The organism is Micromonospora sp. NPDC047620 (assembly GCF_043205005.1).
Lineage (GTDB): Bacteria > Actinomycetota > Actinomycetes > Mycobacteriales > Micromonosporaceae > Micromonospora.
The window spans coordinates 1-21402 of record NZ_JBIDDG010000044.1 but is presented as its reverse complement, the minus strand read 5'-3'; the positions used below and the strand labels follow the sequence as shown (position 1 = coordinate 21402).

General features: G+C 73.5%; 17 protein-coding genes, 1 tRNA gene and 3 pseudogenes. 9 read left to right on the top strand and 12 right to left on the bottom strand.

What is annotated here, in order from left to right; translation table 11 throughout:
- Nucleotides 1-3: 3 nt before the first annotated feature.
- Nucleotides 4-693 (bottom strand): cation diffusion facilitator family transporter, encoded by a 690-nt coding sequence (locus ACGF5C_RS32160; protein ID WP_393307759.1) that lies wholly within the window; start codon nucleotides 691-693, stop codon nucleotides 4-6.
- 4 nt (nucleotides 694-697) lie between these two features.
- The gene (locus tag ACGF5C_RS32155; protein ID WP_393307757.1) at nucleotides 698-1045 is read right to left on the bottom strand and encodes an ArsR/SmtB family transcription factor; all 348 of its coding nucleotides are present in this window, start codon (nucleotides 1043-1045) and stop codon (nucleotides 698-700) included.
- Between the two features lie 52 nt (nucleotides 1046-1097).
- Here ACGF5C_RS32155 and ACGF5C_RS32150 point away from each other — a divergent pair, with 52 nt between their 5' ends.
- Nucleotides 1098-3194, top strand: a complete 2097-nt coding sequence (locus tag ACGF5C_RS32150; protein ID WP_393307755.1) for a hypothetical protein — start codon at nucleotides 1098-1100, stop codon at nucleotides 3192-3194.
- A gap of 37 nt (nucleotides 3195-3231) precedes the next feature.
- A pseudogene (locus tag ACGF5C_RS32145) lies at nucleotides 3232-3333 on the top strand (dehydrogenase); the annotation flags it as partial.
- A 44-nt stretch (nucleotides 3334-3377) separates the two neighbouring features.
- Here ACGF5C_RS32145 and ACGF5C_RS32140 read toward each other — a convergent pair.
- Entirely contained in the window at nucleotides 3378-4649 is a 1272-nt protein-coding gene (locus tag ACGF5C_RS32140) for an MFS transporter (protein WP_393307753.1), read from the bottom strand.
- Nucleotides 4650-4731: 82 nt separating this feature from the next.
- Between ACGF5C_RS32140 and ACGF5C_RS32135 the strand changes: the two genes are divergently transcribed.
- Together ACGF5C_RS32135 and ACGF5C_RS32130 are read left to right on the top strand one after the other, a co-directional pair.
- Nucleotides 4732-5205, top strand: a complete 474-nt coding sequence (locus ACGF5C_RS32135; protein WP_393307751.1) for a winged helix-turn-helix transcriptional regulator — start codon at nucleotides 4732-4734, stop codon at nucleotides 5203-5205.
- A 203-nt stretch (nucleotides 5206-5408) separates the two neighbouring features.
- Nucleotides 5409-5669: a hypothetical protein gene (locus tag ACGF5C_RS32130; protein ID WP_393307749.1), complete on the top strand. Its 261-nt coding sequence runs from the start codon at nucleotides 5409-5411 to the stop codon at nucleotides 5667-5669.
- 77 nt (nucleotides 5670-5746) lie between these two features.
- Here ACGF5C_RS32130 and ACGF5C_RS32125 read toward each other — a convergent pair whose 3' ends face one another.
- On the bottom strand, nucleotides 5747-6151 hold the full coding sequence (locus ACGF5C_RS32125) for a hypothetical protein (protein WP_393307748.1): 405 nt from the start codon (nucleotides 6149-6151) through the stop codon (nucleotides 5747-5749).
- A gap of 18 nt (nucleotides 6152-6169) precedes the next feature.
- Between ACGF5C_RS32125 and ACGF5C_RS32120 the strand changes: the two genes are divergently transcribed.
- The gene (locus ACGF5C_RS32120) at nucleotides 6170-6451 is read left to right on the top strand and encodes a hypothetical protein (RefSeq protein WP_393307746.1); all 282 of its coding nucleotides are present in this window, start codon (nucleotides 6170-6172) and stop codon (nucleotides 6449-6451) included.
- Nucleotides 6452-6808: 357 nt separating this feature from the next.
- Here the strand turns inward: ACGF5C_RS32120 and ACGF5C_RS32115 are convergent, their stop codons facing one another.
- The 6 genes from ACGF5C_RS32115 to ACGF5C_RS32090 all read right to left on the bottom strand — a co-directional run bounded on the left by ACGF5C_RS32115 (nucleotide 6809) and on the right by ACGF5C_RS32090 (nucleotide 15943).
- Nucleotides 6809-7525, bottom strand: coding sequence for an SDR family NAD(P)-dependent oxidoreductase (locus ACGF5C_RS32115; protein WP_393307744.1), 717 nt, complete (start codon nucleotides 7523-7525; stop codon nucleotides 6809-6811).
- Nucleotides 7526-7681: 156 nt separating this feature from the next.
- Nucleotides 7682-10051, bottom strand: a complete 2370-nt coding sequence (locus tag ACGF5C_RS32110; protein WP_393307803.1) for a transglutaminaseTgpA domain-containing protein — start codon at nucleotides 10049-10051, stop codon at nucleotides 7682-7684.
- A gap of 152 nt (nucleotides 10052-10203) precedes the next feature.
- Nucleotides 10204-11376, bottom strand: coding sequence for a DUF58 domain-containing protein (locus ACGF5C_RS32105; RefSeq protein ID WP_393307742.1), 1173 nt, complete (start codon nucleotides 11374-11376; stop codon nucleotides 10204-10206).
- A 12-nt stretch (nucleotides 11377-11388) separates the two neighbouring features.
- Nucleotides 11389-12384 carry a MoxR family ATPase gene (locus ACGF5C_RS32100; RefSeq protein WP_357700432.1) on the bottom strand — a complete coding sequence of 332 codons (996 nt, stop codon included), beginning with the start codon at nucleotides 12382-12384 and terminating at the stop codon, nucleotides 11389-11391.
- A 26-nt stretch (nucleotides 12385-12410) separates the two neighbouring features.
- Nucleotides 12411-15035, bottom strand: coding sequence for a fibronectin type III domain-containing protein (locus ACGF5C_RS32095; protein WP_393307740.1), 2625 nt, complete (start codon nucleotides 15033-15035; stop codon nucleotides 12411-12413).
- A gap of 155 nt (nucleotides 15036-15190) precedes the next feature.
- Nucleotides 15191-15943, bottom strand: coding sequence for a fibronectin type III domain-containing protein (locus ACGF5C_RS32090; RefSeq protein WP_393307801.1), 753 nt, complete (start codon nucleotides 15941-15943; stop codon nucleotides 15191-15193).
- Between ACGF5C_RS32090 and ACGF5C_RS32085 the strand changes: the two genes are divergently transcribed.
- Nucleotides 15918-17189 (top strand): hypothetical protein, encoded by a 1272-nt coding sequence (locus ACGF5C_RS32085; protein WP_393307807.1) that lies wholly within the window; start codon nucleotides 15918-15920, stop codon nucleotides 17187-17189. The genes ACGF5C_RS32090 and ACGF5C_RS32085 overlap by 26 nt on opposite strands.
- Before the next feature lie 1157 nt (nucleotides 17190-18346).
- Here ACGF5C_RS32085 and ACGF5C_RS32080 read toward each other — a convergent pair.
- Nucleotides 18347-18670 (bottom strand): annotated as a pseudogene (locus ACGF5C_RS32080) (tetratricopeptide repeat protein); the annotation flags it as partial.
- Nucleotides 18671-18791: 121 nt separating this feature from the next.
- Between ACGF5C_RS32080 and ACGF5C_RS32075 the strand changes: the two are divergent.
- The 3 genes from ACGF5C_RS32075 to ACGF5C_RS32065 all read left to right on the top strand — a co-directional run bounded on the left by ACGF5C_RS32075 (nucleotide 18792) and on the right by ACGF5C_RS32065 (nucleotide 20497).
- Nucleotides 18792-18875 (top strand) — tRNA-Leu (locus ACGF5C_RS32075).
- Nucleotides 18876-19203: 328 nt separating this feature from the next.
- The gene (locus ACGF5C_RS32070) at nucleotides 19204-19485 is read left to right on the top strand and encodes an AbrB/MazE/SpoVT family DNA-binding domain-containing protein (protein WP_111132268.1); all 282 of its coding nucleotides are present in this window, start codon (nucleotides 19204-19206) and stop codon (nucleotides 19483-19485) included.
- A 193-nt stretch (nucleotides 19486-19678) separates the two neighbouring features.
- Entirely contained in the window at nucleotides 19679-20497 is an 819-nt protein-coding gene (locus tag ACGF5C_RS32065) for a tyrosine-type recombinase/integrase (protein WP_393307738.1), read from the top strand.
- Between the two features lie 516 nt (nucleotides 20498-21013).
- Here ACGF5C_RS32065 and ACGF5C_RS32060 read toward each other — a convergent pair.
- A pseudogene (locus ACGF5C_RS32060) lies at nucleotides 21014-21402 on the bottom strand (transposase); the annotation flags it as partial.

Here is a 21402-nt window from a genome sequence, read left to right as displayed (position 1 = left end):
GGGTTACGCCTTCCCGTCGGAGCAGCAACTGTCGGCGCAGGTCGAGCCCGGGCCGGCCGCGGCGGGCAGGGGTGCGCAGTCGTCGCAGTGCTCACCGCGCCAGGCTTCCACGCCTTCCTTGACGGCGACGCCGGCGATGACGAGTGCGGCGATCGGGTCGGCCCACGACCAGCCCCAGACGGCGTTGAGGACCAGGCCGGCGAGGAGCACCGCGGACAGGTAGGTGCACAGCAGGGTCTGTGTCGAGTCGGCCATGACGGTGGCCGAGCCGAGTTCCCGGCCGGTGCGCCGCTTGGCCCGTACGAGCAGCGGCATCACGAGCAGCGACGCGACGGCGAGGCCGATGCCGACGGGGCTGGGGTCGGCGTCCCCGCCGGCCAGGAGCGAGCGGAGGGCGTCGAAGGTCACCCAGGCGGCCAGGGCGAAGAAGGACACGCCGATCAGGCGCAGCGCCAGCCGTTCCCGGTTCTCGGGCACGCGGGAGCGGAACTGCCAGATCAGCACGGCCGCGCTGGACACCTCGACGAACGAGTCCAGGCCGAAGCCGATGAGCGCCGTCGAGGAGGCCGCCGCGCCGGCGGCGATCGCGACCAGGCCCTCCAGCAGGTTGTAGCCGGCGGTGGCGTAGGCCAGCCACAGGCTGCGCCGGGACAGGGCCGCCCGACGCTCCGGGGAGAGTACGGAGGTGCTCACGCGCTCACCGCCCGGCGGCGGCCGGTGTTCCGTAGACCGGGCACAGGGCGACCGCCTCGCCCGTGGCGGCGAGGACCTGTTCCGCCGAGCGCAGCAGGTCCAGCAGTTCCGGCCGGGTCAGTGCGTAGAACGACTGGCGGCCCTCGGCCCGGTAGTCGATCAGCCCGCAGTCGCGAAGACACGCCAGGTGCTTCGACACCGTCGACTGCGCCAGTCCCAGCTCGCCCGTCAGGTCGACCACCCGTGCCTCGCCGGCCGCGAGCCGGTGCAGGATCGCCAGGCGCGTCGGGTCCGCCAGGGACCGGAACAGCGCCACCGCGGGGGTCAACCCCGGAGTACAACCAATCGCCATGTGGTGATGATAGCGCCAAGGGCGAATGCTTCTGATCGTCTACCCTGTCCCGATGCTCGCCGGACTGGAAAAGATCGACTGGGCGACCTACGAGGGTGCCTACGGCCCCGCCGAGGAAGCCCCGCACATTCTGCGCGCCATCGCCTCACCCGATCCGGAGACCGCCCGCGAAGGCCGCTACGAGTTCGCCTCCTCGCTGTGGCACCAGGGCACGGTCTACCCGGTGACGGTGGTGGCCGTACCGTTCCTGGTCGAGTTGGCCACCACACCCGGAGTGCACCAGCGGCACCGACTGCTTCACGTGCTCGGCGCGCTCTGCGACCCCGAACAGAGCGACGGCGACGACCAGCCGGCGGTGCGGGCCGCCATCGCCGAGCACAGCGACGTGCTGCTGCCCCAGTTGGCCGACCCGGACCCGGAGGTACGCGAGTGCGCCGCCTACGCGCTCGCGTGCTGCGGTCGGCACACCCGGCCGGCGCTGGCGGAGCGCTGGGCGCTCGAAGAGGACGCGCGGGTGCGCGCCTCTCTGCTGCTGGGCATCGCCCTGCACGATCCCGTCGGGTACGCCGACCGGTTGCGGTCGGCCGCGAAGTCCGAGCCGTCCCCCGTACCGGCGGCGGCCGCGCTCGCGCTGGCCCGGGGCGGGCTGCCCTTCCCTCCGGAGACCATCGCCCCGATCGCGGCGGCGTTCGCCAGCGACGACGAGTGGCGTAGCCCCTGGCAGGGGCACGCCGACGCACTCTCGGAGGTGCTGGACCGGGTCGACGCCGCCACCGCGAACGCGATCACCGCGGCGTTGACGGACGGCGCGCCGGGTCCAGGCGGCCCGTCACGGCGCACCCGCGGCGGGGGCACCACCCCGGCGGCCCGGATCCGTGCCGCCCACGCCATGACCGACCGCTTCCGTAGCCGCCGCTCCGCGCCGGCCGACCTGATGCCGCGCCTACGGGCGCTGCTGACCGACGCCGACGCCGACGTCCGGGCGGCAGCCGTGCAGGCCGCCGCCCACGCGGGAATGCCGGCGGCGGCCGTCGCGAGCGTACTGGCGAGCATCGCCGCCGGTGGGGACGACGACGGCCGCGGACCGGCGGGCACCGCCCTGAACACCCTCGTCCGGCTCGGTGACGACCGGTGGCGGGAACCGGTCCTGACCGCGTGGGCCGCCGGACGGGACCCGGCCGCCATGTACGTGCTGACCCAGTACCGGCCCGCGTTCGACCCGGACGTCTTCGTGGCGTTGCGTCGTCGACTCGCCGCGCAGCTTGCCGCGGGCCTCACCGGCAACCCGGTCATCCACCTGGTGTCGCTGGTGCACCACTGGGGACCGGCCGCGGCCGACGCGGTTCCCGATCTCCTCGCCGCCCTGCCCGCCGCGCCGTGGGCGACGCCGGCCGCGCTTGCCGAGATCGGGCCGGCCGCGTCGGACGCCGTGCCGGCACTGCGCGAGGCCGCCCACACCGGCCAGGTACGGGCGGGACACGCGGTGTGGCGCCTCACCGGCGACGCCGGCCCGCTCGTCGTGGCGGCGTCCGCTTTGCTCGCCTCGTCCCGGCCGAACCTGGCCTGGGACCTGGACCTCGCCGCGGACGCCGGGCCGTCCGCCGCATCCCTCGTTCCGGCGCTGCGCGGCCGGTTGACCGGTGCACCGGCGGCGACGTACCCCGGACGCGAGGAGCAGATCGCCGCCGCACGGCTGGTGTGGCGGGCGACCGGCGTCGCGGCCGAGGTGCTGCCCACCGTGGCGGCCGTGCTCGGCGCCGGCGACGTCCCGGTCCGGTCCGCCACGAAACTGGCCGCCGAGATGGCACCCGTGGCCGGCGCCGAACTGGCGTCAGGGCTGTGGGAGGCGCTCGACAACGAGTACGGTCGCGTCGATGCCGCCCGTGCGCTCTGGCGGCTCGGCACGGCCGTCGACGACCTCGTCGAGCCGCTGCTCACGGCCGTCGCCGACTCGTACGGCGACAAGGGCGCGGTGGCCCTGCTGGTGGAGATGGGCGCGGTCGACGCGGTGCCGGGGCTGGTCGAGTTGGCCGACCGTGACGAGCGGGTGGTGACGTACGGCTCCTACGACGAGACCGTGTGGTCGGACGACCGCCTGCGACGTGATCTGTACACGGCCATCGCCGCCCTGCGATCGTCGGTGCGGTGACGCCGGATGGCCGCAGGTCGGCGTTGATCCGTTCCGGCTGCCGCACCCCGAGGTCGCCGCGTACGCGATCCGCCGCGCGGAGGATCCGGACGGCTGGCAGGCCGGCCTGCGTAAACTCGTCCGCCGCCCGCGGGCGTAGTGCTGCATTCCGCACTGCAGGCATCCACAACTGCCGTTGCGGTATCAGCTCGTCACCGACCCGGACGGTGTCCGTCTCCGTGGGGACGAGGTGCGGTCCGAAGAGGAGCTTCCGTCCCGTGTCGCGGTGCCGGCCGGGGGCGCGGACCGGGCGTCGTGGCGCGAGACGGCCCAGACGATGAGTGCGGCGGCGCCGTAGGCGGCGCCCAGCAGGCTGGTGAGGGCCCAGCCTGCCGTCGAGTAGGCCCAGGTGGTGCTCACCGCGCCGAGAGCGGAGCCGAGCGAGTAGAACACCATGTACGCGCCGATGGTGCGGCTGGCCGCTTCGGGTCTGCGGGCCGTGATGAGTTGTTGGCTGGTCACGTGTACGGCCTGCACGGCGAAGTCGAGCGCTACCACTCCGATGACCAGCAGCGGAAGGGAGTGGTTGGCCTGTGCGGTGAATATCCAGGAGAGCATGAGGAGTAGTAGCGACCATCCGGTGACCGGAGTCGCCAGTCCCCGGTCCGCCCAGCGACCGGCTCGCGCGACGCCGAGGGCCCCGGTGAGCCCCGCGATGCCGAAGAGGCCGATCTGGGTCGCCGAGAGGTTCCATGGTTCGTCGCTCAGTGGCAGGGCGATTCCGCTCCAGAGTGTCCCGAATGAGGCGAACAGGAAGAAGCAGAGCAGTGCGCGGCTGCGAAACGTGCGGTCGGAGAGGGGCAGGCGAACCACGGAGTTGACCGCGCGCAGGTACTCGCGATCCCGGTTCTGCCGCGCCTCACGGGGAAGCAGTGCCAGGACGGCGCAGGCGAGTGCGAGCGACACGAGTGCGGATGCGGCATAGACCGTGCGCCAGCCCGCTGTGTCGGCGAGTGTTCCGGCGACGGTACGGGCGGCGAGGATACCGATCACGATGCCGGAGGTGACGGCGCCGATGTTGCGTCCGCGCTCGGTGGGGCTCGATACGGCCGCCGTGTAGGCGACGGCGAGCTGGACCACTACGGACGTCAGTCCCGCCAAGCCCGCTCCAGCCAGCACGCCTGCCGTTGTGTCGGACAGTGCGATCAAGCCCGCGCCGATCGCTGTGAACGCGATGTGGGCCGCCATCAGCAGGCGACGGTTCACCAGGTCGCCCAGGGGGACCAGCACGATGAGGCCCAGCAGGTAGCCGATCTGCCCGATCCCGACGATCCAGCCCACGTGCTGCTTCGGGATGGCCAGGTCGGCGCCGATGCGCGCCAGCAGGGGCTGTGCGTAGTAGATGGTCGCCACTGCGACCGCGGACAACGTCGCGAGCAGCAGTCGACGGCCCGAGCTGAGCCCTGCGGGTTCCATGCGCCTCCGATCGGTAGCAAAATGCAACCGATTGGAGCCTAGGTCATAATGGTTTTAGATCGCAACTGATCCGGAGGTTCCTGTGACGTCTCAGTCAGCCAGCCTGGAACTCGCTTCCGAACGCTGGACAGACCCCGAGTGCCCCGTGGCCCGCGCACTCGACTTGGTCGGAGACCGGTGGAGTCTGCTCATCGTGCGCGACGCGATGGACGGCGTTCGTACGTTCACGGATCTCCAACGCAGCCTCGGCGTCGCCCGGAACATCCTCAGCGACAGGCTTCGTCGGCTCGTTGCCCACGGCATCCTGGCCCGCGAAATCGCCCCGTCCGGCAAGCGCCAGGAGTATGTGCTGACGGAGGCCGGTCATGACCTGTTCACCACTGTGCTCGCCCTGCGCCAATGGGGCGAGCGCCATGCGTTCGCCCCTGGCGAGTCGCACTCGGTTCTCCTGGACGATACCGCCGCTGTCGTGCCTGAGCTGCAACCAGCCAGCCACGGCGGACAGAGCCTGACCGACCGCAACACCCGGGTGCAGAAGGTCGAGACGCGTCCCTAACCTGCTGGGCGAAGCCATTCAGCCGACCACAGAGAGTCGATGGGCGGCTTGTCATGTCGCAAGGACGAACGACACTCTGAGGCCGCATGAGACCGATCCGAGCCTGTGGTATTCCGCCAACGGCCTGCCCTACGGCTACGACGTCCAGGCGCCGGACGTCGAAACCGACCCGGAGGCTACGGCTCGTCGAGCGTGCCACCGCGATGGCGGTGCGTCGCGACATCGTGCTGCACGACTTCGTCAGCGACCTCGCCGCTCGACCCGCCCTGGCCCGGATCGCGCAGCGGCTGGCGCGACGGACCAAGGGCCTGGTCCTCGTCGAGTTCCCTGGACCACCCTCGGTGGACCTGCTCCGCCGACTGAGCGACGCGGGCCAGTGCGTCTGGGCCGGCGACGCGGTGTATCTCGACGCGGCGGCGATGGGCGCGTGGATTGCCCACCCCGACTTCTACGTTGTGAAGTGACCGCAGCGCCACGGCAGGGTGCGGTGGTGGCTGGGCAGTAGGCACCCCGCTGCCCACGGAGTATCGCCGCCCGGTCGTCAGCGAACCGCACGGCGTCCACGCGCCCTGGACGCCTGGCCGTACGTCGACAGCACCAGTGCGGTAACGCCCCAGAGGACGATCGCCCAGCTCGTCGGTGGCGTCCAGGCTGACAGCCAGCCCGCACTGTCCGCCGCGCTCAGCGGAGCACGCGGCTGCCGCACCGACACGGCCGCCACGGCGAAGCCGGCCGCCACAAGGCCGCACAACACCGGCACCACCGCGCGGCGGAACACGACTGCGGTGAGCAGGGCCGTCACCAGCCACAGAGATGCCCCGGACAGGACAGCGGCGGTGGTGGTGGCGCGGTCGGTCGGAGAGGGTTGCTCACCGAAGAACGGCGCGGAGGCGATGAGGCCCGCGTACAGGGACCATGCGGCGCCGGGCAACGCCAGGATCAGCATCAACCAGGGGTACGCCCAGTGGCCTGGTTCGCGGGGAGGGGAAGGGCCCGCAACGGCACCGTCGTGCTGCTCGCCATCCCCTGCGTTGGTCATGCCCTGATCCTGGTCCGGCACGCTCCTGGCGGCCTGAGTCGCGGTACTCGCCTGCTGGCCCTCGTGAGAAACGGAACGATGTCGTCGCGCCATGATCGAGCGAAGCTTCACCATCTGGACCCAGCCGACTTCCTGCGTCTCAGACTCAAGATCATCCTGAACGCCGAGCGCCCTCCTCTGGCCGCTACCGACCACCTGGAGCGTTGATGACGCCACGGATTGCCCGTCTTCGCCATTCGGTGTCGGCAGACATATGACGATATCGGAGAGCCGGTGGGTTCTCGGAGGTGAGATATGCGGAGCCTGGTTCGGGGTACGCCTCGGGAGGATGCACGGAAGAGCGCGACGCGCACGATCGACTTCGTACGTACCTGGTTGTGGGTGCCGCCCGCGCCGCCGCCGAGGAGCAGCGCCGTGGACGGTCCGCCGGCGTCTTTCGGCTTGCCCGGTGCGGCCGCCGGCTCCCCTGGGGCGGTCGGCTCCGGCACCTCCGACGCCGAGATGTCGGCGAACAAGACCTCGACCATCCGTCGTGCGGCCCGGCAAACGTTCATGAGAAGCGCATCAGCGAAGATTCAGGCCGCCGTCCAGGAGGATCACCTCACCGGTCAGGTAGGAGTTGTCGATGACGGCGGAGATGAGGTCGGCGACGTCCGAAGGTTGGGCCGGGCGACGCATGGGGCTGGACGTGTTCCACAAAGCGTGCGCGTCGGTCCAGTTGGCGGTGAGCGGGGTGTCGACCAGCCCGGGGGCGACGGCGTTGACCCGGACATCAGGGCCGAGAGCCGCGGCCAGCAGCTTGGTGACGTGGTTGAGCGCTGCCTTGCTGGCGGCGTACGCGATCGAGCTGCCCTTCGGGCGGACGCCGGCGTGGCTCGTCACGTTCACGACGCATCCGTTCGACTCCCGGAGCGCGGGTAGGGCCGCCGTACAAAGCAGCCAGGGTGCGATCAGGTTGACGTCGAGGAGTCGGCGCCAGTCGGCAGCAGCCAGCGCCTGCAGGTCCGCGTGCGGAACAGGCCAACTGATGCCCGCATTGTTCACCAGTACGTCGAGACGCCCATGGTCGGCCAGTACCCGCGGGACCAACTCAGCCGCGGCCGCGTCGTCAGCAAGGTCTGCCTGCTGATAGGTCCCACCGAGCTCTGCAGCCAACGCGGTCCCGGCCGTACGGCTCGACCGCGAATGGATCACCACGGTCATGCCGTCCGCTGCCAGCCGCCGCGCCGTCGCCGCCCCGATCCCTGACGTCGACCCCGTCACCAACGCCACCCCCTGCATCAGGCCAGCTTAATGGGCCGTTGATGAACGTTTGCGGGATGTGAGCGTCAGGCGGATTCGGTGTGGGGCCGACCCAGCGTTGCTGCCCGGCGTTCAACGCACCCGGTAAGTGTTAGCGGACAGCGCACTGAAGGAGCTCGCCGCGTCGGGGGGAACTCACCGGTGCCAACGAAGGGGGCCGGGGCGGACCGACCAGAGGACGCGGCGCCACCAGGGGCGGGCGGCCCGCAGCGCCGTGACGTAGTCGTTGGCGATCGTGCCGGCCCGGGTGGCCTGCTCGGGCGTGACCGTGCCCGGGGCGAAGGCCGCCTGGTTGAGCAGGTCGGCCAGCTCGTCCACCCGGGCGTCAAGCTCCCCGCCACCTGCCGTGGTGCGCGGCGGGCCGGTGTCTGTCGGTGCGGGACCGGCGGTGCCGACCGGATCGGCCGGGGCCCCGGAGATGCCGGCCCGGCCGTCGGTGAGGGCCCGGCGGGCGTGGGCGGCGACCTCGGCGGCGGCCAGGTCCCCGCCGACCGGTCGGCCGGCCAGCCGCAGCGCGTCGGTGACCTCCCGCCAGGCGCCCGCGATGCGCTGGCCGGGGTCGCCCCGTTCCAGCCGCGCCCGGGTCTGCGCCCGGCGCATCACCAGCAGGGCGAGCAGTGCCGCCACGACCAGCAGCAGGGTGCCGCCGGTACCGCTGGCGACGAGCAGCGCCGTGGACGGCCCGCCGGCGTCGGTCGGCCCGCCCGGTGCGGCCACCGGCTCCGGCGGGGCGGTCGGCTCGACCGTCGGCTCCGGCACCTCCGACGGGGGCGGCTCGTCGGGCGTCGGGCGGAAGTCCTCCTCCACCGGGCGCGGTTCCTCGTCGGGTCGGGGCAGCGGGTCGAACGGCACCCAGCCGAGCCCGTCGAAGAGGACCTCCGGCCAGGCGTACGCGTCGCCGGCCCGGACGGGGCCGTCGCCGGTGGACCGGAAGCCGACCACCACCCGGGTCGGTAGCCCGGCCAGCCGACCCAGCACGGCGAACGCGGCCGCGAACTGCTCGGAGGTGCCGCGCTGGCCGCCGGCGTCGCGTGGCCCGAAGAGGAAGAAGTTCAGGTTCGGGTACGCGTGCCCGCTCGGCGCGTCCGCGACGAGGCGATAGTGCTCGGCGAGGAACTGCTCCACGGCGGCTGCCCGCGCGTACGGGGCGCCGTTGGACTCGGCGAGCTGGGTGGCGAGCCGGCGCAGCGGCTCGGGCACCCCGTCGGCGACCCGCAGCACCCGGGCCACCTCGTCGCCGGCCGGCACATCCGCCGTGCTGAGCAGGTTGTAGTCCGGCGTCTCCACGGCCGAGGTCACGGTGTAGCGCAGGCCCGGCGTCAGCCCCTCCGGCCGGATCAGCGTCCCGGTCGTCGGGTCGTACGCCACCCGCGCCCCGGTGACCTCGCGCGGCGTGGCGACGGCGGGCAGCAGCCGGCCGCTGAGTTCGGCGACGGTGATCTCCTGTCGTACCGTCTGCACGGTGCTGTCGGGGGCCGGTGCCGTCGCGGGCAGGATCCGTCCGGCGTTGCGGTACGTCGCGCCGACCCGCCAGGTCACGCCGTCGTAGTCGCTGAGCACGGCCAGCCGGATCGGTGCCGGCCGGCCGCCGGTGTCCGGCCCGGTGCCGGCGTCGGGGGCGGGGCCGGGCGCCCCGGTCGGCGCGGGCGCGCCGGGGGAGTCGGTGTGGACGTCGAGCAGTTTCTGTCCGGGGTTGAGCGCCCACCCGGAGATGCGGATGAGGGGGCTCTCGTCGAGTGCCTCCACCTGTGGCGGCTCGACGTACCGGCGAGGGTCCACCGGCTGGCCGCCGACCTGGCCGGCGAGCGCCGGGCCGAGCAGGGCGGCCAGGCCGACGACCACCGCCAGCCCGGCGATGGAGGCGGCGGCGAGCCGGGCCCGCACGGCGGCGCGGACCGCGGGCGCCAGCCCGGCGGTCGGGTCGCCGTCGGCCGCCGCCGGGCCGGCCGACGGTACGGCCAGGCCGAGCACCGCCACGGCCACGACGGCCAGGGTGGGCCCGATCGCCGGGTCGGCGTTCGGGCCGACCACGTAGAGCGCGGCGGCGTAGAGCAGCACCGGCGGCAGGTAGCCGAGCAGTACCCGGCCGGCCCGCAGCGCCACCTCGGCCGCGGCGAGCCCGGCCAGCCAGGCGGCGACCAGCGGCACCAGCACCGTGTCCGGGGTCGGCTCGACCGGGATCATCGCCGTGAGGAGCCGGGGGATGCCGTTGGTGGCGGCGTCCGCGGTCACCTCGGCGAGACCGCCGGGCAGCTCGGCCCGGGTCGCGGTCAGCCGCAGCGACCAGGCTGTCCAGCCGGCCATCGCGGTCACCGACACCGGCGCGACCAGCCACGACGGCAGCCGGCGGGCCGCCACGCTGACCAGCACCGAACCGATCGCGGCCCCGAGCACCAGCCGGGTCAGCAGCGGGCCGGCGTAGACCCGGCCGAGCACCGCGCCGGCCAGGCCGATCATCGCGATCAGCGCCAGCGGCACCGGCACGGCCCGCAGCGCCCGCAGCATGGCCCGCCCCGGCCCGGCGGTCCCGCTGCCGCCGGCGCCATCCCGGTCCGGCCCGGCGCTGCCCGCGGCCTGGCCGTTGCTGCCCGTGGCCTGGCCGCCGCTGTCGGCCTGCGGCGGTGCCGCCGTGCCGTTGCGGACTCCGCCGGTCGCCCTCACCACCTGCGCACCCCGTCCCACTCGGCGGCGAACGCGGCGCCGTCCGGGGCGTCGATCACCACCAGACCGGCCGCGTCCGACGGCGCCGGCTCCGCCGCCCCGAAGATCCCCACCACCACCGACGGGTACGCGGCCCGCAGCGCGCCCACCACACCCAGGTCGCCCCGGCCGCCCGGACCGGTGAGGAAGACGAGCGTGTCGCCGAGCCGTTCCCGCCGCAGTCGGGCGGTGGCGGGCTGGAGGACGTCGTCGTCGGCGAGTTGTGCCGCCGCGAGCCGGTCCAGCGGCCCGCCGCCGTGCCCCGTCCCGTCGCCCGTGGTGTCCGACCCGGACGGTTCCGGGGCGACCATCAGCAGCACCACCGGCAGGTCCTCGCGGACCGCGGCGGTCACCACCGAGGCGGCGGCCTCACACGCCGACTCGAACGACTCGGCCACCCCGTCGACCCGCTCCGGGTGGGCGACCGCCCGGTTGTCCAACAGCACCACGATCCGGGGCAGGCTGGTGTCCACGTTCTCCCGCACCATCAGCTCGCCCACCCGGGCGCTGGTGCGCCAGTGCACCCGGCGCAGCTCGTCACCGACCACGTACTCGCGCAGCGAGTCGAAGGTGATCGACCCGTGCGGCACCTTGTCCACCCGGCCGTCCAGGCTGCGCCCCGCCCCGGTGGGCACCGCGTGCAGCGGATGGATGCGCGGGTGCACCCAGACGGGCAGCGTGCCGCCGTACGGGCGGGCCAGCGCCACCAAGCCCAGCGGGTCGCGCCGGGTCACCCGCAGCGGCCCGACGGGCACCACGCCGCGGCGGGAGGTCGGCACGTCGTAGCGGACCGTGGTGTCGCGGCCCGGTCGCAGCCGCAGCAGCGGCACCGGGACCGACCGGTTCCCGCACCGGTCCTCGGCCACCAGGCTCGCCGCCGGCAGCCGGCCGGCGTTGCGTACGGTCAGCGTCATCGCGGCCGGCTCGCCCCGCGCCACCCGGTCGGGGTCCGCGCTGCGGGTCACCTCCAGCCGGGGCCGCCAGGCCGCGGTCGCCAGGGCGTAGCCGACGGCGGTGCCGGCCGCCGCGCCGAGCAGCGTCAGCTCCGGGTACGCGAAGCGGAAGCCGGCGCCGAGCAGTACGACGGCGGCGACGAGCAGCCCGACGCCTCGGGCGGTGAGCGCGGACACCGGCGTTGCCGGTCAGCCCTGGACCGGGGCGGGCTGGCCCGAGGGAAGCGGCACCGGCACCGAGGCGACCGCCTGGCGCAGCACCTCGGCGGCGGTCACCCCGCGCACCTGCGCGTCCGGGGTGAGCAGCAGCCGGTGCGCGAAGACCGGCTCGGTCAGCGCCTTGAGGTCCTCCGGCATGATCCAGCCGCGCCCGTCGATCAGCGCGTACGCACACGCCGCCCTGGTCAGGGCGATCACGCCCCGGGGGCTGACCCCGACGCGCACCTGCGGGTGGGCGCGGGTCGCCGCGGCCAGCCGCACCGCGTACGTGTAGAGCGGCTCGGCGATGTGCACCCGGCGGGCCATCCGGACCATCTCCCCGACGGTGGCCGTGTCGGTGACCGCGGTGAGCGCCTCGGGGGAGCGGACCGTCGCGCCGCGCAGCACCTCCACCTCGACCGCCTCGTCGGGGTAGCCGACGGACAGCTTGACCAGGAACCGGTCGAGCTGGGCCTCGGGCAGCCGGTAGGTGCCGTCCATCTCCACCGGGTTCTGGGTGGCCACCACCAGGAACGGCTGCGGCACCGGGTGCCGGACGCCGTCGACGGTGACGGTGCGTTCCTCCATCACCTCCAGCAGCGCCGACTGCGTCTTCGGCGACGCCCGGTTGATCTCGTCGGCGATGACGATGTTGGCGAACACCGGCCCCGGGTGGAACTCGAAGCCCCGGGTGGCCTGGTTGAAGATGGTTACACCGGACACGTCCGAGGGGAGTAGGTCGGGGGTGAACTGGATGCGCCGCCACTGCCCCTTGACGGTGGCGGCGATGGCCCGGGCCAGGGTGGTCTTGCCGACCCCGGGCACGTCCTCCAGCAGCACGTGCCCCTGCGCGAAGAGCGCGGTGAGCGCCAACCGGACCACCTGTGGCTTGCCCAGCACGACCGCGTTGACGTTCTCGGCCAGCCGGGCGGCGAGAGCGGCGAAGCCCTGCACCTCCGGCTGGGTGAGCGGCTCGTGGGTGTTCACGTCGGTGGTGCTCCTTGCCTGGTGGGTCAGCAGGTGGGCAGGACGTTGATGTTGTCGCCGCCCTCGAGGTTGAGCCAGGCCCAGGGGATGTAGTTGCGCCCGGAGTAGTCGACCTGCACCCACCAGGTGCTCTGCTTCTGGTTGTTGTAGATCCAGGAGTCGACGTTCTCGCCCGACTTCTTGCAGTACGCCTTGAGTCGGGTGCCGGGCTCCGCCCAGCCGACCTGCCGGTTGTTGTCCTGCCGCGGGACCGAGAAGATCTCGTTGCCGTTGCGGCCGTCGACGTCCCTGTTGCAGTACGTCCGCTGGTCGCCGTCGGGGCCGTTGTTGCAGGTGGCGATCCCGTAGAGGGCGGCGGTGGTCTGGGCGCGGCTGGCGGTGCCCTTGCCGGCGGCGTTGCTCGCGGTCACCGTGAAGGTGTACGCCGTGCCCGGGGTCAGGCCCGTCATCGTGATGCCGGAGCAGTTCCCGGTCTTCGTCGGCTCGCCGTTCGTGCTCAGCGAGCAGGTGGCCTTGCCGCCGCCGGCGTCCACGGTGAACGTGACCGTCGCCGAGGTGGCGGTGGCCGACGAGCCGGTCACGGTGATGCGGGGCTCGGCCACCGTGCGGGCGGTGGCGGTGGCCTCCGGGCCGGGACCGGCCTCGTTGACCGCCCTCACCTTCACGGTGACGTTCTGGCCGTTGCCCAGCCCGTCCACGGTGGCCCGGGTGTCGGTCACCTCGCTGGTGCGCCCGCCCACGTCCACCAGGTACTTCGTCACCGGGCGGCCGTTCGCCCCGGCCGGCGACCACTGCACCGCGACCGTGCCCGGCCGGTCGGCGACCGTGGTCGCCCGCAGGTCGGCGGGCCGGTCCGGCGCCGCGTACGGCACGACGGTGTTGCTCACCGGGGAGGCCGCCGAGCCGGCGCCCCGGTCGTTGACGGCGACGACGGTGAACGCGTACTGCGTGCCGTACTCCAGCTCACCGGCGGGCACCACCAGCTCCGTCTTGCGGGACTCGCCGGCCGGCGCGTTGGTGCCCGCCGAGGTGGCCGTGACCACGTACTTCGCGATGGTGTTGCCCTGACCGTTGGCCGCCGGCCAGCGCACCAGCACCGTGCCGTCGGGCCGTTCCTGGGCGGTGACGCTGGCCGGCGGGTCGGGCACCGCGGCGGTCGGCGTCACCGGGTTGCTGGTCCGCGCCGGACCGTCGCCCTTGGCGTTGACCGCGTGCACCGAGAACCGGTACGTCTCGCCGTTGGTCAGGCCCTTGATCTCCACGGCCCGCTGGTTGGCGCCCACCTGCACCCGCTGGCCGGCGCCCTCCACCACGTACCGGGTGATCTCCGCGCCGTTGGTCGGGGCCGGCCGCCAGCTCACCCGGGCCTGCGCGTTGCCGGCAGCGGCGGTCACGCTGCGCGGCGCGCCCGGCTTGCCGACCTTGGGCTTCTTCGGCGGGGGCGGCGGCGGGGGAGCCGGCGGCGGGTCGCCGCCGAGCACGTCGTTGGCGTACTTGTCGACCTCGCGGACCTGGTGCTTGTCGTCCACCACCCGGGCGGTCGCCGAGTCGGGGGCGTTGACGAAGAGGTGGTTCTCCCGCACCTCCAGCTCCAGCGGCCCTGTCCCCTTGCCGCGGATGGTGTCGACCAGCTGGCCGTTCGCGTCGAAGGCGTAGACCGTGCCCGACGCCTCGTCGGCGCAGTAGAACCGGCCGGCCCACGCCACCGCCGGGCTGAGCCGGTCGCCCGTGCCCGGCACGGTGAACGCGCGCACCTCGCCGCCAGCGCCGACCACGTACACCCGCCGCTCGCCGGGCACCGTCACCGGCACCGCCGGCCCGCTGGTCCGCGCCGGCAGCGCGCCCGGGGCGCTCATCGTCAGCGTCGTCGGACGGACCTGGCCCCGCTGCACGGTGACCAGCGCGCCGGCGGTGCGGTCGAGCACCGCGACGCCGTCGTCCAGGGTGGAGACGACCAACTCGTGACTGGCCTCCGCGACGTCGTACGTCTCGACCTGCTTCGGGCTGAGGCCGGCCCCGGCGGCGGCCGAAGCGGGCGCGGAGGGCAGCGCGGCGGCGGTGATCGCCGAGACGGTGCCCTCGCTGGGCACCGCGATCCAGAGCCGGCCCTCGCCGTCGAAGGACCCGCCGGTGATGCCCGGCGGGTAGCGCACGGGCTCACCGACCGGCGTCAGGGACCGCGGGTCGAGCTGCCGGACGATGCCCTGCACGGCGTCGACGACGAACGCCGTGTCCTCGTGCAGGGCGACGCTGACCCCGAGGCCCGGGGTGGTGCGGGTGGTCGCGGTGATCTGCAGGGTGGCCAGGTCCAGCGAGCTGACCTGGCCGGTGTTCAGGTCCCGCAGGATCAGCAGCCGGTCGGTCTGGGTGACCTGCATCGGGTGCCGGCGGGCGGCCGGGATCTCGACCCGGGTGTCGACCCGCGCGGTGACCCCGTTGACCCGGGCCATCTCGCTGCGCGCGCTGCTCCACAGCCAGGAACTCGCGTCGTAGCTCGCCACCGCGTTGTCCGCCGCGCCGAGACCGAGGACGGTCAGCCCCATCGCGGCCAGCAGCGCCCCCACCGTCCCGATGGTGACCAGACCGCCCCGCATCCGGCGGGAGCGGGGACGCAGAGCGCCGGCGTTCGCGGCGTCGTCGATGGTGGCCACTACCGGCTGCCTCCCGTGTCGTCCTGGCAGGTGGCGCGCCCTGACCGGCGACCCTCCCCTGAGCCGGGTGCCATCATATGGCCCGGCCGGGGGCGGGGGAACCCGCGCTGTCCCGCTGTGGACACCGAGCGTGCGCGCCGCGCCGAAGGTCAGCCTCAGGTCGCCGGCGTGTCGCCCTCCCGCTCGGTGCAGACCTGCCCCGACGTGGCGAACGAGTCCGTCGAGTAGACCGCCAGCACGGTGAAGCAGTAGTCCACCCGCGAGTTGAGCCCGTTGACCGTGTAGCTGGTCTGGCCGGGGTCCACCGTGGCCATCACGCCCAGCTTCTGCCCGGCCCGGCCGCCGGCCACCATGAACGGCACGCCGCCGCGCGCCGGGTCCGTCCAGCTCAGGGTGATCGTCGCCGAGTCGTCCCGCAGCGCCAGGTCACCCGGCGGCGGGCCGGCCGCGTTCGGCGTGGCCGTCGCGGTCGTCGACGCGGCCGGTGTGGCGGGCCCCGCGGGCGGCGCTGCCTCCCGGCTGAGCACCAGCACGCCCACCCCGACGAGCGCCGCCAGGGCCAGGACCGCGACGACCACGGCGACAACCACCGCCGTCCGGCTCCGGCCGCGCTCCTCGGGCTCCGCGACCATCGGGTACGCCGCCGGCGGCGGGAAGGCCGGCACCTGGTGGGCCGGTCCGGGCACGGTGGACGGCGACGGCACCTCCTTCATGGGGAACGTCTCGTCGATGTCAAGGTACGCCGGCGCCTGCTCTCCGGTCCCCTCCTGCTCCCGGCCCGGCTCCCGCTCCAGCGCGGGTTCCTGGTCCGGCTCGTCCTCGACCTCTTGGTCGCGGTCGCTCCCGGTGGCCGCCGGCTCGGTCAGCGCCTGCGGGGGAGCCGTGCTGCTCCACGGCGGCGCGGTCATGCTCCACGGCGGCGCCGGCACCCCGCTCACGGGAGGCGAGGGCTGCGGCGGTGCGCTGACGGGCGGGTACCCGGGAGGCGCGCTGATCGGGGGTCCGCTGATCGGTGGCGCGCTGACCGGGGGAACCGGCGGTGCGCTGACCGGCGGCGTCGGCGGTGCGCTGACCGGCGGCGGGACCACCGGTGGGGGTGGCAGCGGTGGGGCGGTGACCGGCACGCGCGGCGGCGGGGGGATCACCGGAGGGGCCGGGATCGTCTGCCGCCCGGTCGCGGGCGGCGCACTGACCGGCGGCGGGGGCGGGATGACCGCTCGGACCGGCCCGGGCGGTGCGCTGACCGGCGGCGCGGGCGGCATGCCGACCTGTGGGGCAGGCGGCGCGCTCACCGGCGGCGCACTGACGGGTGGTGCGCTGACCGGGGGCGCGGGTGGCGCGCCGACCTGTGGCGCAGGCGGTGCGCTCACCGGGGGTGCGCTGACGGGGGGCGCACTCACGGGCGGCGCGCTGACCGGAGCTGTGGGCGGGACGCCGACCGCTGTCGCCGGCGCGGGCGTGTGCGGCGCCGCGGCAGCGACTGCCGACGTCCCGGGTGAGGCGGGGGCGGCCTCCGACGCGCCGGGTGGCGCGGCTGTGGCCGACGTGCCCGCAGCGGCCTCGGCCTGCTGCGCGTTGGCGGCGCGGGCGGCCTCCTCGGCGAGCAGGGGCTCGATCTGCCGTACCTGGATCGTGGGGTTGTCCCACCTGGGCCCGCGCGTCGACTGTTCGGGCGTCTCCGGCCCGGCCGACGCCGCGTCGTCCGGCGCGGCCGGACGCGGTGCCTCGGCGTCGGGCGCCGGGCGTGCGGCGGTGGGGGCCGACGGCGGGGTGGGGGGTGTCGGCGTCTGGTCGCCGGACGTCGGTGCCGCGGTCGGCCGACCGCCGGATGCCGGGGACGCGGCCGGTTCGGCGGTGGGTTCCGGTGCCGGGGAGGGCGTGGCGTCGGCCGTCGCCTCGTGGGCCGTCCGCTGCCGAGGTGGCACGGCGGGGCCCGGCCGCGACGGCGCGACGGTCGGCGGTGCGGGCGGCACCGACACGGCGGCGGTGGCGGGAGGCGCTGCGTGTCGCGGGCCCGGCGCCGCGGTCGTCGCCGCAGGCGGGGGAGACGAGACGGGGCGCGCCACGTGCGGCGGGATCGGCGGCGGTGGCGGGATCGTTCTGGCGGCGGGGGCGGACGGGGAGGTGCCCTCGGCCGCCGGTGCGGCGGGATGAGGCGGGCTCTGCGGCGCGGGCGCCGACGGAGCATGCGCCACGGACGGCTGCACGGGGGCCGGGGCAGGGGCCCACGGAGACTGCGGCGGCGCTGCTGTACCGCTGGCGTGGTGCGGCGGTACCGCCGGAGGCGGCGGGACGTGCGGTGGCCGCGCCGGGGCGGCGGCCGACGGCTGCGGTGGCACGACCGGCGGTGGGGGGACCGGCGGTTGGGGGACCGCGGCCCGGGCCGACGCCGAGGGCGTGCTGCGTGGTGCCGGGACCACCGGGGGCGGCGGGATCTGTTGCGCCGCAACGGCGTGCGGAGCGGCCTGTCCGGTCGCGGCGGCGTGCGGCGGTACGGGCGGAGCCGGGACCCGGGCGGCATGCGGCGGGTTCGGTACGACCGGCGGAGCCGGGGGAGCCCATCCGCTGTGCGGCGGGTTCGGCACCACCGGCGGAGGCGGAACCGGGGCGGCGCCGGTGTGCGGCGGGACGGGTACCGCTGGGGGAGGCGGCACCGGGGTGGCGTGCGGCGGCGCGGGCACCGCCGGCGGGGGCGGCACGCGGCCGGCATGCGGCGGACCCGGGTAGGGCTGGGCCGGCGGCTGGTGCGGCACCGGCGCGGCACCGGTGTGCGGCGGGTAGGGGGGCGCGGGGGTGTGCGGCGGGGTGGCGGTGGCCCGAACCGGACCAGGCGGAGCCGGAACGGTGGGCGGCGGCGGGATCGGCCGGTGGTACGGCGGCGCGGGCGGTGCCGTGGGTGGGCCGGCGGTGACGTGCGGCGCGGGCGGCTGCGCGGCCGGCGGCTGCGCTGTCGGGGTCTGTGCGGCCGGAAACCGGGGTGGCTGGGGGATCGCGGTCGGCTCGTGGGGTCGCCACGCGGTGGAGAGGGCGGCCAGCGAGATGGTCGGCTCCGACAGGGCCGACAGGTTCGGCCGCGGGCCCGGCGCGGCCTGCTGTGGGGCGGGAGCGGCATCGCCGAGATACTGCCGGGCCGTGCGTACGGCCGGGTGGTCGGCACCGAGCACGACGGGGCCCAGGGCGGCGACCAGGCTGTAGTTGCGGCGTGCCTCGTGCCGGTTGCCCAACTCGTGCGCCACCGCGGCCAACTCGAAGGAGAGCGCCAGCATCAGCGGGTCGGCGGGCGGCCAGCGTCGCTCGCCGGCGGCGTATGCCTCCTCCAGCGTCCGGCGGGCGGCGCCCGGGTCGTCCGCCTCCCGGTGCAGGCGGGCCAGCAGGTGTGCGGTGCTCAGCACATCCGGGTGATCCTTGCCGTACGGCGGCCCGGCGGATCCGACGGCGTCGGCGAGCAACCGGCGGGCGGCGGTGAGATCGCCCGCGGCGCGCAGGGCGAGGGCCCGGTGCTGGACGGCGGCCAGGGGAGAGGGATGGGACACGTGGTCATGCTGCCGGGTCGGACCCGCCGGACGCCACCCGGGGCCCGCCGATTTGCGTCGGTCGTCCCGCCTTGTGGGCCGGCCCGACCTGCGCGGACGCATCGGCCGGAAGCCGATGTGCATGATCCACCCGGGGCGTGTACAGTAACTCCTCGTGCGGCCCGCCAGAGCGGCCTGCGGGTGATGAGATCCCCCAGGTCGGCGCGGTAGGCTGGACGAGTAAGTCCGGGTGGCGGAATGGCAGACGCGCTAGCTTGAGGTGCTAGTGCCCGTATAGGGCGTGGGGGTTCAAGTCCCCCCTCGGACACGAGCATGTTTCATCTGTGCAACGTATGACGTACTGGTGGTCAAGTATGCTTGACCACCGCCGAACCACTTCTGAGAAGGCGCCCGGCACTGCTAGTGGTGGCAGGCTGGGTGCGGGAGCTGCGACGCTTCGCGCCAGCTCGTCTGTCGTTCCTGCCGTCGTTGTTCCCGGTCAGCCGTCTGGCGCACGCGGTGCTCCTCGCACCTCCGGGGCGGCGATGAGGCGGCCTCCGCTACCGCTCCCGAGTCTTGCCGTCGCCCCTAGCCGTCTAGCTGTCTACGGCCTGGTCACGCTGAACGCGCATGGTCGAATCGCTGATCGGGCAGCCATGAAGGTGCTTCAGTGGGTTCCCGGGCTGCGTTTGAGCATCCGGGAGCGCCGCGGGTTGATCGTGGTGTCGGCCGATCAACAGGGCGTCTTCAAGGTGGCAAAGGAAGGTCACGTCCGGCTGCCGGCGGTGGTTCGTCACTGGTGCGGCCTCGCCGCCGGCGATCGCGTGTTCATCGTGGCCGAACCAGCCAGCGGGCGTCTGGTGGTTTACCCGCCGGCAAAGCTCGACGAGATGATTGCGCAGGCCCACGAAGCTGTTTTCGGGGGCGAGCATGAGTGATGCCGCAGCGAATAGTGCTGAGCTGGACGCGGCGCGGCTGCTTCTTGCTCGAATGGGAATCTCGCCTGCTGATCTCTTGGAGGCTGCCGTGGCTCGGCCTCCGTCGCCGACTTTCGCAGAGTACGTCCCTGTGGTGGCGGCTGCGGTCACGACAGGTACGCGGCGTGCCTACGGCTCCTACTGGAAGCGTGTGGTGGAGCATTGGGGGCAGCGAAGGCTCGACGAGCCCACACCATCGGAGATCGAGCAGCTGGCGGAGTTCGTCAAGACTCACGTTGTGGCTCGGCGAAATGCCCGCGGAGGCCGAAGCGCGGCGGAGCACCTTATTGCCGCCTTGCGTTGTCTCTACAAGAGAGCAGTCGCTGATGGGTTCATCGCCGCTTCGGACAACCCCGCATTGAAAGTCGCGAAGCCGCGACGACTCCCGAGCACGCGGCGGGCGGTAGCGGATACGCGGCTGGCCGAGATCAACGAGGTCGCAGGCAGCACAGGCGACGATCCAGCGCTCGACACCTTACTGTTGCGGCTGCACACCGAAACGGCGTGTCGGCGCGGTGGGGCGCTGGCGCTTCGTCCGGTCGATCTGGACCCGGACCAATGTCTGATCTTGCTTCGGGAGAAGGGGGACACGATGCGGTGGCAACCAGTTTCCCCGACGCTGATGCGCTATCTGCAGCGGCATGCTGAGGAGCGGGGTGCGACGGAGACGGGCCAGCTGCTGCGCTACCGGAGTGGGCAGCCCATTACGTACCGGCGTTACGACTATCTGTGGGTGCGGATCGGCGAGCACTTACCCTGGGTTTACGTGCAACAGATCAGCACACACTGGTTGCGTCACACAACGTTGACATGGGTGGAACGGAACTTTGGTTACGCCATCGCACGGGCCTACGCCGGTCATTCGGAAGGTGGCGGTGATGCTGGCACTACGGCTACCTACGTGCGAGCGACGTTGCAGGAGATTGCCGCCGCTCTGTCGGCGCTTACCAATGAGCCGCACCCTCTGAGCTAGTTGTGTGGTGGTGGGGCCTGGCCTTGCGGGGCTGGGTCCCACCACGGCTAAGGTCACCGCCTCATACCTCAACGAATTTGTCGGCACCGGCTCAACCTCTTCAGGCGGAGTCGACAGAACTTCGGGTCAACTGAAACTCATTGCTGGCGAGGTCCTAGCGCGAGATCATGTGGAAGATCCGCTGCATGGCCCACGACTCCGACTGCGGGCGGGTCGAATAGGCAACAGTGCTTGCTGCCTCCCGTCGGCAACTGGGAACACCGGATGTCGCCTTCTCGGTCACCTACGGGCTTGGTCGGTTCGAACTTCAGTCGTAGCACCGAGCGAGCGGATAGGGGCCTCAGTTCCTGCTGCGGCGTCGAGGCCGTCTCTAAGAGGGCGTCTGATTCACGTGCTTTATGAGTAATGCGCGTTTAGGCGTCTCGCCAGGTTGGGGTGGTTTCGTCGGGTGAGGCGTTTGGTGAGGTTGTCGATCATGGCGATGCGGATCATACTGGCGGAGTTGTCGGTAGGGCTGTAGCGGTGTATCAGGCGCCGGTAGCGCCTCAGCCATGACATGGTGTGCTCGATGACCCAGCGGTGGCGGCCGAGGCGTTGTGAGGACTCGATCTTCTTGCGGGCGATCCGCACGGTGATGCCGCGCCGGCGGACCTCAGCCCGCAGTGCTCTGGTCGTAAGCCTTGTCGGCGTGCAGCTTGTCGGGTCGGCGGCGCGGGCGGCCGACCCGGCCCGCGACCGCTGGCATACCGTCCAGCAGTGGCAGCAGCACCGCCGCGTCCGGCGTGTTCGCTGCGGAGATGGCGGTGGTCATCGGCAGGCCGCCACGTTCGACCATGGCATGGATCTTGCTGCCCGGCTTGCCACGGTCGACCGGGCTCGGCCCGGTCAGATCGCCCCCCCCTTTT